Origin of the sequence: Variovorax sp. Root318D1, from assembly GCF_001424835.1 — a bacterium.
In the GTDB taxonomy this organism is placed as follows: domain Bacteria; phylum Pseudomonadota; class Gammaproteobacteria; order Burkholderiales; family Burkholderiaceae_C; genus Variovorax.
In genome coordinates this window covers 42,136-54,840 of the sequence record NZ_LMCQ01000011.1, presented here as the reverse complement: position 1 = coordinate 54,840, position 12,705 = coordinate 42,136, and the positions used below count along the sequence as shown (strand labels likewise).

At 66.6% G+C, this 12,705-nt stretch carries 11 protein-coding genes and 1 pseudogene; all 12 read right to left on the bottom strand.

Translation table 11 applies throughout. The features are described 5' to 3' along the window. Positions 1–379: pseudogene (locus tag ASC78_RS10275) on the bottom strand (hypothetical protein); the annotation flags it as partial. Between the two features lie 51 nt (positions 380–430). Next, on the bottom strand, positions 431–802 hold the full coding sequence (locus ASC78_RS10270) for a copper-binding protein (RefSeq protein WP_055800266.1): 372 nt from the start codon (positions 800–802) through the stop codon (positions 431–433). Between the two features lie 68 nt (positions 803–870). After that, positions 871–1,362, bottom strand: a complete 492-nt coding sequence (locus ASC78_RS10265; protein WP_055800264.1) for a cupredoxin domain-containing protein — start codon at positions 1,360–1,362, stop codon at positions 871–873. A 41-nt stretch (positions 1,363–1,403) separates the two neighbouring features. Beyond that, positions 1,404–2,819, bottom strand: coding sequence for a multicopper oxidase family protein (locus ASC78_RS10260; protein ID WP_055800289.1), 1,416 nt, complete (start codon positions 2,817–2,819; stop codon positions 1,404–1,406). Positions 2,820–2,854: 35 nt separating this feature from the next. Further along, complete coding sequence (locus ASC78_RS10255) at positions 2,855–4,279, bottom strand: TolC family protein (RefSeq protein WP_055800261.1); 1,425 nt, start codon at positions 4,277–4,279, stop codon at positions 2,855–2,857. Further along, positions 4,276–4,596, bottom strand: coding sequence for a hypothetical protein (locus ASC78_RS10250; protein WP_055800258.1), 321 nt, complete (start codon positions 4,594–4,596; stop codon positions 4,276–4,278). Before ASC78_RS10250 ends, ASC78_RS10255 begins: the two co-directional genes overlap by 4 nt. A gap of 121 nt (positions 4,597–4,717) precedes the next feature. Further along, positions 4,718–5,122: a hypothetical protein gene (locus ASC78_RS10245; protein ID WP_235505050.1), complete on the bottom strand. Its 405-nt coding sequence runs from the start codon at positions 5,120–5,122 to the stop codon at positions 4,718–4,720. Between the two features lie 335 nt (positions 5,123–5,457). Beyond that, complete coding sequence (locus ASC78_RS10240; RefSeq protein ID WP_055800252.1) at positions 5,458–5,805, bottom strand: copper-binding protein; 348 nt, start codon at positions 5,803–5,805, stop codon at positions 5,458–5,460. Further along, positions 5,802–8,978 carry an efflux RND transporter permease subunit gene (locus tag ASC78_RS10235; RefSeq protein WP_055800250.1) on the bottom strand — a complete coding sequence of 1,059 codons (3,177 nt, stop codon included), beginning with the start codon at positions 8,976–8,978 and terminating at the stop codon, positions 5,802–5,804. The genes ASC78_RS10240 and ASC78_RS10235 overlap by 4 nt, the downstream gene beginning before the upstream one ends. Beyond that, the gene (locus tag ASC78_RS10230) at positions 8,975–10,486 is read right to left on the bottom strand and encodes an efflux RND transporter periplasmic adaptor subunit (RefSeq protein ID WP_055800248.1); all 1,512 of its coding nucleotides are present in this window, start codon (positions 10,484–10,486) and stop codon (positions 8,975–8,977) included. Before ASC78_RS10230 ends, ASC78_RS10235 begins: the two co-directional genes overlap by 4 nt. Next, complete coding sequence (locus ASC78_RS10225) at positions 10,483–11,715, bottom strand: TolC family protein (RefSeq protein WP_055800286.1); 1,233 nt, start codon at positions 11,713–11,715, stop codon at positions 10,483–10,485. Before ASC78_RS10225 ends, ASC78_RS10230 begins: the two co-directional genes overlap by 4 nt. A gap of 79 nt (positions 11,716–11,794) precedes the next feature. After that, complete coding sequence (locus ASC78_RS10220) at positions 11,795–12,151, bottom strand: hypothetical protein (protein ID WP_235505049.1); 357 nt, start codon at positions 12,149–12,151, stop codon at positions 11,795–11,797. Positions 12,152–12,705: the final 554 nt, after the last annotated feature.

Here is a 12,705-nt window from a genome sequence, read left to right as displayed (position 1 = left end):
CCCGCCACGACAGATCCTTCGGCATGTCGAAGTAGCGACGGTAGGCATAGAAGTGCACGCCCACCGAACCGCCGATGTCGAGCACCCTGGTGGCGCCGTCGCGGAATGCGCGCTCGAGCCACCACATCACCGGATAGTCGTACGGAAACACTTTCTTCGTACGGACATTCACGTACTCCTCCGCCAAGGCCGCGTGGTCGAATTCAGGACTGGCAGGCAGCCAATTGCGCGCTTCGGCAAAGCTGGTGAACAGACCGAAGTAGCTGCCGAATCCCGCCTCGGAAAAGAACCGCTGGCGCCGCCAGCGTTGCAGCGCTGGCCGGGTGACCGGCCCTTCCAGAAAGTCCCGGACGACTTGTGAAGCACTGGAGTAAGCCATTCCTTTTTGCCTCATTATTTTGATGATCGGTGCCTGCCAATTGCCGAGGCGTTAGCGGGCCGCTTCGATTCTGGTGACAACAATCTTGCCATCGATCTTTTCCGCCTGGAAGCGGACCTTGGCGCCGGTCTCGACCTTGTCGAGCATGGCATCGTCGTTGACCCCGAACACCATCGTCATGCCAGGCATGTCGAGATTCTTGAGCGGCCCGTGCTTGATCGTGAGCTTCTTGTTTTCCTTGTCCACCTTGCGGACCTCGCCATCGGCAAGCTCCGCGGTTACGGCTTCAGAACCGCTCGCCGAAGGCGCTTTATTGGTCATGCTGGGCATGTCCGACATGGACTTTGAGGACTGCGCGCCAGCGGCGCCAGCAAACGAAAGGGCGGCAATGAATGCCATGGGTGCTATGCGGATGTTCAACATGCGTATCTCCTGAGAATGAACTGAATTTAGAGTCCCGCGTCGCCCCGAGAGGTCGCCGCGAATTGCGCCTACTTTCCGGATCTGGTCACCGTCACGGCGCCCTTCATGCCGGCGTCGTAGTGGCCCGGCTGCAGGCATGCGAAATCGACCTTGCCGGCCTTGGTGAACTGCCACACGATCTCGCCGCTCTTGCCGGCGGCCAAAGTCACCATGTTCGGATCGGCGTGTTCCATCTCGGGGTTCTTCTTCATGGCTTCGTAATGCTCCTTGAGTTCCTTCTCGGTACCGAGCACGAGTTCGTGCTTCAGCTGTCCTGAGTTCTTGACGACGAAGCGAACGGTCTCGCCCTGCTTCACGCTGATGCTGGCAGGGTTGAAGCGCATGCCGTCGGTCATGTCGACGTGGATGGTCCGTGTCGCTTTGGCGGCCACGCCTGGCTTGCCGATGGCTTCGTCGGCATCGTGGCCGTGACCGCCAGCGTGGTTGCCCGCCGCGGAGACACCGGCGGCAGCCAAGGCCACCAGAGTCGCGAATGCGGTGTTGCGCAAAGTATGTTTCATGTGGTTCCTTTGAGGGTGGGGGTCGGAGGGTGGGAGAAAGATCAGTGCCCCGCGTGGCCGCTGCCCGGCTTGCGAACCTGCACTTCGATGTTCTTGGCCGGCATGTTCTGCGCGGGCATCGCGGCCGCGCCGGCATCACGCCGGCGCGCGGTTTCGGGCGGCGAGCCGTCGAACTCGTAGGCCACGGTGCCCTTGGGATGCCTGAACCAGCCGGGGTTCGAATAGTCCCCGGGCTTCTGGTTCTTGCGCACCTTCACCACGCTGAACATGCCGCCCATCTCGACCGAGCCGAACGGTCCTTCGCCGGTCATCATTCGCGCGGTGTTGTCGGGAATCGGCATCTCCATCTCGCCCATGTCGGCCATGCCGCGCTCGCCCATCACCATGTAGTCGGGCACCAGGTTCGTGATCTGCTTGACCACGTCCTTGTGGTCGAGGCCGATCAGCGTGGGCACGTCGTGGCCCATCGCATTCATCGTGTGATGGCTCTTGTGGCAGTGAAAGGCCCAGTCGCCTTCCTCGTCGGCCACGAACTCCAGCTGGCGCATCTGGCCGACCGCCACGTCGGTGGTCACCTCGTAGTGGCGCGTGCTCTTGGGCGTCGGTCCGCCATCGGTGCCGGTGACGAGGAATTCATGCCCGTGCAGATGCATCGGATGGTTCGTCATCGTCAGGTTGCCGATGCGGATGCGCACCTTGTCGTTCAGCCTGACGTTGAGCGAATCGATGCCTGGAAAGACCCGGCTGTTCCAGGACCAGAGGTTGAAGTCCAGCATCGTCATGATCTTGGGCGTGGCGCTCCCGGGCTCCACGTCGTAGGCGTTGAGCAAGAAGACGAAGTCGCGGTCCACCTTGTCGATCAGCGGATGCTCGGCCTTCGGATGCGTCACCCAGAAGCCCATCATCCCCATGGCCATCTGCGTCATCTCGTCGGCATGCGGGTGGTACATGAAGGTGCCGGGCCGGCGCGCGACGAACTCGTAGACGAAGGTCTTGCCGGGCCGGATCGGCGGCTGCGTGAGGCCCGTGACGCCGTCCATGCCGTTGGGCAGGCGCTGCCCGTGCCAGTGCACGCTGGTGTGCTCGGGCAGCTTGTTGGTCACGAAGATCCGGACCCTGTCGCCTTCCACCACCTCGATGGTGGGGCCGGGCGACTGGCCGTTGTAGCCCCAGAGGTTGGCCTTGAAGCCAGGGGCCATTTCGCGCACCACGGGCTCGGCCACGAGGTGGAACTCCTTCACGCCGTTGTTCATGCGCCAAGGCAGCGTCCAGCCGTTGAGCGTGACCACGGGGTTGTAGGGCCGCCCGCTCGAAGGCACGAGCGGCGACATGGTGTTGGGCGTGGTCTGCGTGACAGGCTCGGGCAAGGCGGCCGTCGCCACCTTGCTCACGCTCGCGGCGGCAATGGCACCAGTGATGGCACCCGCGCCGCTCAGAAAATTACGTCTGTTGGTCATGTCGTTCAAATCGTTGATGGGCACAGGCAATGCGCTCAGTGGGCGGCGCCGGCGGAGGCGGCTTCGCCACCCACGCTGGCGGTCGAAGCACCCATGGCCGTGGGCTTGCCGATCACCGAGGCCGCCAGCGCGGCATCGGCCAGCCAGAACTGCTGCTGGGCATTGATGGCGTTGCTCACGCTCGCGATCTGGTCGCGCGCTTCGGCCAAGAGTTCGAAGACGCCGATCAGCATGCCGTTGTAACGAAGCACGTTCTCGTCGGCCATGGACTGTCGCAGCGGCACGATCTCGTCGCGGTAATGCCGCGCGATGTCGTAGGCCGTGCGGTACGCCGAGTAGCCTTCGCGCAACTGCGACGAGGCGCCGCGCACCGCCACGTCGTAGCGGTTGGCCGCGGCCAGCGACTGCGCGTTCAGCGCATCGCGCTGCGCCGAGCCCCAGTCGAACAGCGGCAGCCGGATGTCGAGCTCGAACCCGCGCCGCGTGCTCTTCGTGCCTTCGGCGTTGTCGAACACCGTGTCGCGCCGGCCGCCCACCTCCACGTCGATGAAGGTCGACAGCCGGTTGATGCCTTGCGACTTGCCCGCCACGTCCAGCTGCGCACGCGCAAGCTGCACGTCCAGGCGCTGCTCGGTCGCGGTGGCGGCCACTTCACCGGCTTCGCGCGGTGCCTTCGGCAGGTCGGGCAGCCGATCCGGCAAGGCCAGCCGGGTGGCTTGCGCATCGTCGAGGCCCAGGGCGCGGACCAGCTCCTCACGGGCGGCGGTGGCGGCATGCCGGGCCGACGCGAGCTGCGTGGTCGCGTCGGCATAGAAGACCTGCTGGCGCGCGCGCTGGAGCTTGCTGAAGTTGCCGATCTGCTGCATGCGCCGCGCGAGTTCCGCGCTGGCCTCGGCCGAGCGGTTGACCTGCTCGGCGTACTGCAACATCTGCTGCGTGGCGACGGCGCGGACCCACGCTTGACGCACCTGCGTCACCTGGTCGACCACGGCGCCGGTGAGCTGCACCTTGGCCTGGGTCGATTGGCTGCGCGAAATGGACAGGCGCTGCGGCAGCAGGATGAGATCGACGAGTCCGAAGGAGAGCAGCCGCCCGATCTCGAGCTCGCTGTTCATGCGCATGCGCTCGAAGCTGAAGACCGGGTTGGGCGGCCGGCCCGTCTGGTCGGCCGCGGCCATGTCGCCCCAGCTCTGGGCGACCAGCGCCTGCACGGCCGGGCTGTTGGCCAGCGCGAGCTGCACCGCGTCGCTCTGCGAGAGCGGCCTGGACAGCAGCTCCTGCGCCAGCGCCGCGCGGCGGTCCCGCTGCTCTTGCGTGCGGCTGAGTTCGAGCTTGCCGGCGGTGAACTGCTGCGCCTGGGTGTTCGTGTCCTGCAGGGCGTCGTCGATGCCCACCGAAGCGCAGCCGGCCAGGAAAGCGGCCGCAACGGCGACGGCCGTCAGGCGCAAGGCGCGCGTCATGGCTTCTCCTTGGCCGCGGGCATCGGCATCGCATGGCCTGGCTGCGCGTGAGGTTCAGCGGCTGCGCCCTTGGGCGGTTCGGCCGCAGCGGGCGGGGTGCTTTCGGCGGCCTCCTTGGCGTAGGCCTGCCAGCCGCCGCGGCGGTAGACCGTCTCATTGGCCTCCTTCCACGGGATCGGCTTTACGTCGGCAAAGGGCCGGTAGCCCTCCAGCGCGGACTTGTAGTCCAGGACGGTGGGCGCGGGTTGCGCCGCGGCGGAAAGCGCCGCGAAAGCGGAAAGTGCGGCCAGCCAAGCGGCCGGCAATGAATGGAACATGGCGTCCTCGCGAATTCATGAACGGGTGCGTCGAAGCTGCCCCCGGGGCAGGCATGACGCAGGCGATGCATGCGCGCTCGCGGCAGCCCGTGACCGGGCCGCACGCAGGCGCACGAACGCTTCAGGCGCGAGGAGGTTTGTCGAGAAGGCGCGGCGGGACCGTGGCCACCGTGCTGGCGGGCTCGGTCAGGTCGGCGCGGGGAAGGCCCTGGAACACCGCGAGTTCCAGCGTGCTGATCAGGGCGGTGCCATGGCAGGCGCCGCAGGTGCCGCACTTGTGCATTGCGTCGGGTTCGGCGCTGGCGGATTTGCCGGCGCTGTCATCCGCGGTCTGCTTGGCTTCTTGATGATGGTCCGCGTGCCCGTCACCGTGCTGGTGCCCGGCGGAGGCCGTTGCGTCGGCATGAGCAGCGGTATGGGCGCCGCCATGGCCCGGATCGCAAAAGGCCATGGCTGCCGCAGCGTACCCCTGGAAGGGCACGGCGAACATCACGATCCAAAGAACGAACAGGCGAACCCGGTGCATGCGGCGAATTCTAAATGGAGCAGTGTGTCAGGTGGACTGTGTGTGTATCCAGTCCTATGCTGGACGCTCAGGGCTGCGTCTGTACGCGGGCCTTGGACAATAGGTCTCCCTCAGCGAATTGTTCGATCTGGCGAGTCGCACTCTGTCTGAACTTGCCGGACTCGTCATCGTGCCGGCGATGCCAGTCACCCGGCTGGCATGTCAAAGGAAGCGAGTCATCTGCCGTTCGCCGTCACGGGAATTGCATTGCGAAACTTGTGACGATCGGATGCAGCGCTGGCAGTACGGCGCCAAGTCACAGAATCGCAGGCAGAAGCGAGTCGCTGATTGTCGACTTACCGCGCCGGCTCGAGATGCATCACGGTCGGCTTCCCCTTCACGACTTCCACATGAAACCGGACCTTGTCGCCTGGCTTGACCGAATCGAGCATCTTCTTGTCGGCCACGTCGAAGCCCATGGTCATGGGCGGCATGGCCAGATTGGGAATGTCGCCGTGCTTGAGTACGATCACGCCGTTGGCGGTGTCGATTTTCTGAACGACCGCATCGGTCATCATGACTGCCGCCGGCTGGCCGGCGGCCGGCGGCTGCATGGACGACATGCCGTCTTTCGAGGTCTGGGCCTGGGCGCCAGCAGCCGATGCGGCGATTAGCGCAAATGCGAGGGAATGCAAGACTTTCATTGAACAACTCCTTGGTTGGGTTGGGTGGAAACAGCAGACAAACTGGAACGCGCGGCGAGGCCGCGCCGGCGCAGCAGAAACCAGGCAGCCGGGACGACCAGCATGCTCAGGAGCGGCGCGGTGACCATGCCGCCCACCATGGGCGCCGCAATGCGCGTCATCACCTCGGAGCCCGTGCCACTGCCCCAGAGGATGGGCAGCAGGCCCGCCATCACGACGGCCACTGTCATCGCCTTGGGCCGCACCCGCAGCACGGCGCCTTCGCGGATCGCGGCCAACAGGGTCTGATCGTTCATCGGTTCGCCGGCCTCCAGGCGCCGCGCCAGGGCGTTCTTCAGATACACGAGCATCACCACACCGAACTCGGCCGCCACGCCGGCCAGTGCAATGAAGCCGACGGCGGTAGCCACGGAGATCGAATGCCCCATCGCCCAGATGAGCCAGAAGCCGCCGATGAGCGAGAACGGCACGGCCGCCATCACCAGGGCCGCGTCGCCGAAGGACCTGAACAGCAGGTACAGCAGCACGAAGATGACCGCGAGCGTCGCGGGCACCACCAGCTTCAGGCGCTCGGTCGCGCGCTCCAGGTATTCGAACTGGCCGGACCATGAGACCGCGTACCCGGCAGGCATTTTCACGGCCCGGCCGACGGCCGCCTGCATGTCATTGACGGCGGAGCGCAGGTCGCGACCGCGCACGTCCACGTAGACCCAGCCCGAAAGGCGTGCGTTCTCGCTGCGCAGCATCGGCGGTCCGTCGGCGATGGCGATCTTCGCGACATCGCCCAGCAGCAGCTGCGCGCCTCGGGCCGTCACGAACGGCAGCTGCCGAAGCCGCTCCAGCGAGTCGCGGATCTCGCGCGGGTAGCGCACGTTGATCGGATAGCGCTCTCGCCCCTGGATGACCTCGCCGACGTTTTCGCCGCCGATCGCGGTCGACACCACGGCCTGCACGTCCGCCACGGAGAGCCCATGGCGAGCCGCCGCGAGCCGGTCGACGTCGACGTCGATGTAGCGCCCGCCGGTGAGCCGCTCCGCCAGCGCCGACGAGACGCCGGGAACCTTTTTTACCGCGGTCTCGATCTGCGTGGTCAGCGCATCGATGGTGGCCAGGTCGGCGCCCGCCACCTTGATGCCGACAGGGCTCTTGATGCCCGTGGCCAGCATGTCGATGCGGTTGCGGATCGGCGGCACCCACACGTTGCTGAGGCCCGGCACCTTCACGGCACGGTCCAGCTCCTCCACCAGCCTGTCGGCCGTCATGCCCGCGCGCCACTGCGCCCTGGGCTTGAACTGGATGGTGGTCTCGAACATCTCGAGCGGCGCCGGATCGGTTGCGGTGTCTGCCCGGCCGGCCTTGCCGAACACGCGCTCGACCTCGGGCACGGTCTTGATCAGCCTATCGGTCTGCTGCAGCAGTTCGGACGCCTTCGACACCGAAAGGCCGGGCAGCGCGGACGGCATGTAGAGCAGGTCGCCCTCGTCCAGCGGCGGCATGAACTCGCCGCCCAGGCGCGCGATCGGAACCGCCGTGAGCGCCAGCAGCACGGCCGCCACGGCCAGCGTTCCCTTGGGAAAGCGCAGCACCAGCTCCAGCACCGGCCGGTATGCCGCCATCAGGACCCGGTTGACGGGATTGGCCGCTTCGTGCGGTATGCGCCCGCGGATCAGGTAGCCCATGAGGACCGGGATCAGCGTGACCGAAAGCCCCGCCGCGGCAGCCATGGCGTAGGTCTTGGTGAAGGCCAGCGGCGAGAACAGCCGGCCTTCCTGCGCCTCGAGCGAGAACACCGGCACGAAGGACAGCGTAATCACCAGCAGCGAGAAGAACAACGCGGGCCCGACCTCCACGGACGCATCGGCCACCAGCTGCCAACGCTCGGCCACCGTGGGCGGCCGTCCCTGCGCGGCCTCGAAGGCTTCGAGGTGCTTGTGCACGTTCTCGACCATCACGATGGCACCGTCCACCATCGCGCCGATGGCGATCGCGATGCCGCCCAGCGACATGATGTTGGCGTTGACCCCCTGCCAGTGCATGACGACAAACGCCGCCAGCACCCCAATGGGCAATGCCACCACGGCCACGAGCGCCGAGCGCAGGTGGAACAGGAAGACTGCGCAGACCAGCGCCACCACGATGAACTCCTCGATGAGTTTGGCGCGAAGGTTCTCCACGGCACGGTCGATCAGCAATGAGCGGTCGTAGGTGGGCACGATCTCCACACCCGGCGGCAGGCCCGGCTTGAGCGCTTCGAGCCTGGCCTTGACGGCCTCGATGGTCGAGCGCGCGTTTTTGCCCGAGCGCATGATGACGACGCCGCCGGCCACTTCACCCTCACCATCGAGTTCCGCGATGCCGCGGCGCATCTCGGGCCCGACCTGTACGGTGGCCACGTCGCGCAGCAGCACGGGCGTCGTGCCCGCCACCGAGAGCGGTATGGTTCGAAAGTCGTCCAGCGTGCGCAGGTAGCCGCGCGAACGCACCATGTACTCCGCCTCGGCGAGCTCCACCACCGAACCGCCGGAGGCCTGGTTGGCTTTCTGCAAGGCCTCCACGACCATCGCTTGCGTGATGCCCAGCGCGCGCATGCGGTCTGGGTCGAGCACCACCTGGTACTGGCGCACCATGCCGCCGATGCTGGCGACCTCGGCCACGTCGGGGACGGTCTTGAGTTCGAACCGGAGGAACCAGTCGTTGAGCGCGCGCAACTGCCCGATGTCGCGCGTGCCCGTGCGGTCGACCAGCGCGTACTCGTAGACCCAGCCCACGCCGGTGGCGTCGGGGCCCAGCGCTGCGGCGGCCCCGGCAGGAAGCCGGCTCTGCACCTGGTTGAGGTATTCCACCACGCGCGAGCGCGCCCAGTAAGGATCGGTCTTGTCGTCGAACAGCACGTAGACGAAGGAGTCGCCGAAGAACGAGTAGCCGCGCACGGTCTTGGCGCCGGGCACGCTGAGCATGGTGGTGGTCAGCGGATAGGTCACCAGATCCTCCACCACCTGGGGCGCCTTGCCCGGATAGGGCGTGCGGATGATGACCTGGGTGTCCGAGAGATCGGGCAGGGCATCGAGCGGCGTTCGGGCCACCGACCACCACCCTGCGGCCACCAGGAACAAGGTGGCGATCAGCACCAGGAAGCGATTGCCGATCGACCAGCGGATGAGCGCGGCGATCATCTTTGCGCGCCCTGTTGCACACGCTGCACCGAGACGAGCTCATAGCCCATGGGGCCGCCCTCCCTGAAGTCGAAGCGCACCGTGTCGCCCGCCTTGATCTCGGCGAATGCATTGGGCGATGCCTTGCCGAAACCCATCGTCATCGAGGGCCACTGGAGCGTTGCGACCGGGCCGTGCGAAATGGTGATGCCGTCGGGCGCCACGCTCTCGACCTTGCCTTCGGCCTGGTGAGTCACCACGGCCGGCGCCGAGGCGCTTGCGGCCGGTGTGGCCGCAGGTGCCCCCATGGTGCCCAGCACGGAACGCAGCCGGGCCTCCGAGTCGATCAGGAACTGGCCGCTCGCCACCACCTGCTCGCCCTCGGCAAGCCCCGACACGACTTCGGTGTCGTCTCCCACGTCTGCGCCCAGCGACACGTCGCGCGGCTCGAAGGCGCCATCGGCCTTGCGTACGATGACGACGGCGCGCCGGCCGGTCCGGATCACGGCCTCCGAAGGCACCACAAGCCGCGTGCTGGCCGGTCCCGCCACCTGAAGGCGCAGCAGCATGCCGGGGGTGAGCTTTCCGTTCCTGTTGTCGACCTCGAAGCGGGCCTTCAAGGTGCGAGTGGTTGCATTGATCTCGGGCAGGATTTCGTCGAGCGTTCCGTCGAACGACTGCGACGTATCGGCTTGCAGAACGGCCTTGGCCTTCTGGCCCCGCGCGAGGCGCACCGCCTGCGCTTCCGGAATTTCGGTCACGGCCCACACCTTGTGCAGACCCGCGATGCGGAACAGCGTGGTGCCCGGCGCAACAGCGACGCCTTCGCGCACGCCCAGCTCAGCCACCACGCCATCGACCGGCGACGTCAGCACGTAGCGCGCCTGCGCCGTGCCGGTCTCCTCGCTGCTCCGGATGAGCTCGGCGGGGATGGACATGGCCCGCATGCGCTCGCGGGCCGCTGCAACAAGATCGGACGAAACGCCTGAGCGCCTGAGCGCAAGCCACTCGTTCTGCGGCCCGAGCCAGTCGGGCGCGAAGATGGTGGCCAGTGCCTGGCCCCTGCGCACGCGCTCCATGGGCGCGCGGACCGAGAGGCGCTCGACGTAGCCGGCCACGCGGGTCTGCACCGCGACATTGAGCCGCTCGTCGAACTGCACGGAACCGATGGCTTCGAACGAGGAAGATGCGTCGATGCGCCGCACGTTCGCATACCGGATGCCGAGGTTCTGCTGCACGGCGGCGCTGATCTTCACGCCCGCGTCGCTGCCTGTGCCGGTCGCGTTGTCCGCATACATGGGCACCAGCTGCATGTCCATGAACGGCGACTTCCCGGGCTTGTCGAAGCGCGGGCCGGGCACCATGGGGTCATGCCAGTAGAGGACCTTGCGGCCATCGGTGGAGATGGCCGCCGGCGCGGTCGTCGACGTGTCCACGGGCTGTGCTGTCTTGCGGCCCAGGTAGAAGGCGCCAGCTGCGAGCAACAGGGCGGCCAGCAGCGAGGCGCCGATCATGCGTGTGCGTTTCATTGCGCCACCTCGGCAGTGAGCGGCCGGAAGGCCAGTTGGACGTGGGTCTTGGCAAGGTCGCGCTGCAGCGCAAGCAGCTTGCGCTGCGCCTCGACCTCTGCGTGGCGGGCCTCGAACAGGGCGGCGAGGCTGGCCTGGTTGGACTGGTAGGCTGCGGTCGCGGCGGCTGTCCTTTGGCCGGCAGGGACGACGACACCGGCGCGATAGCGCTCGATGCGCTGCTGCAGGCGCTCGGCGTCGCTGGCAAGCGCGCGGTACTCGGTGCGGGCGGCACGGACCCCTTCAGCCAGGTCGGCTTCCGCCTTCTCGACCAGCGCCAACTTGGCCGCCGTGTCGCGGTCCTGCCGCTCGCCAGGCGCCACGGGCAGCGGAATGCTCACGCCCACCGACACCATGTCGGCATAGCCGGTGCGCTGGCCGTAGGCGACCTCCCAGGTCCAATTGGGTTTGCGGTTGGATGCGGTGACCGCTGCCGCGTGCCTGGCCACATCAACGTCGCGCTGCATTGCTGCGACGGTAGGGTGCCCGGCCACGTAGGTGCTTTCAGACGGCAACGCGATTGCATTAAGTGGCACCAGCTCGTGGGGCGGCACGCCGACCCACCGTTGGAAAGCCGCAGACGCGGCGCTTTGCTGCTGCAAGATGTCGGCCGTCTCGTCTTCCGAAGCACCTTTTGCACCGGCCAATGCCAGCACGTCCTGGCTGTTCCCCGCAGCCGACGACAGGCGCGCACGCGAGGCCTCCAGCTCTTCGCGCGCATGGTGCTCCATGAGCCTCGCGAGCTTCAGGCCCTCGCCCGCGTAGAAGGCGTCCACATAGGCGAGCGCCGTTTGCCGGCGGGTGTCGGCGGCAGCGGCCTGCACTTGCACCTCCTCCCGGCCGATCGAAGCCTCGGCGGCGGCCTGCCGGGCGGCACGCTTGTCGGCGGACAGCCATTCCTGGCTGATGCCGATGCGCTTCATCGTCATCGAGTCGCGGGTGGTGTGAAAGCGGTCCGGCCCAGTCGCCGGCAGGTTGTCGACGCCGATGCGCAGCGTGGGATCGGGCATTTGGGCGGCCGCGCGCGCCGCCTCCGTGGCGCTCAATGCACCGGCACGGGCGGCGCGGGTGGTCTCGGAGCGCTGGGCGGCAAGCTGAAGCGCGGCATCGAGGGACAGCGGGGCCGCCGCCGCAAGATACGGCAGCATTGCAACGGCCAATGCGGCTGCGCGTGGGAAAAGGTTGAACATGAAAACTCCGCAGACGAACGAGGTGATCGCTGGCAAGCGGACGAGCCGCAACACCAGCACCGGTCAGTCGACGGAGATTTCAGACGCGAAGTCTGCGTGTAGCGAGAAAAACGGGATCGGGCGGCGGATGTTGCCGCTCCGGCACGGCCTGCTGCGGAAGGGCATGGCCGTCCGACACCAGCACCAAGGGCATGACCACGACCTGCACGATGGCGGGCAGAGACGGGGTGGTCAGCTTCACTGGCTCGAAGGACAGCGACATGTCGGCGGCGTGCTGGAAGCACAACACCGGCTGAGCCATGTCCATGCCTTCGCACGGAGCACCTGCCGCCATCATCTCGGCCATCGAATTCGTATCCGGCACGCCTGGACAGACGTAACTTGCCAGCGCCAGCTGCGAGAACAGCAGCGACAGGATCACGAAGAGCGCGATCATGCAGCGATGGAGAGGGCGACGAGCCATACTGGTACGGAGTGTAGCGCTGCAGACCTGTGCATCCCTGAAGTAGGTGGCGAACCGCTCAACGTCCGGCACGGCCAGCACGAACGAGAACGGGCGCAGTTGGTTGTGTGAGCTACGCCTCAATGGGTTTTTTTCAGTTTTTGCACTGCATAAAAAAGGATTAGCACGTCGACTCGCAGGCATCAGAAATGCCTCTCAGCGAACGAATCGCCGCCTTGGCACATGCATGAGCAGGACAAGCATGCGACCCGTTCGCTCATGGTGTTCCACCCTCTGTAGCGGTAAAGCCGGTATCGAACGCCGCGAGGGCGGGACAACTCGGCGGCCTCCGTGAAGGCCGCATGCCCTGCGTGGGCTAAGCATATGAAGCCTATTGATGGATGCGCTGCAACCCGCACGGATGCAGAGATGAACCACATACCCGCCCTTGCGTTCCCGTTTGCACCCCTGCGTTGCAGTTGGTGCCGCGCGTGCCAGCCACGATGATGAGCCGACGTCCGCCTCGGTCCGGTAGCTCACGAGATAGT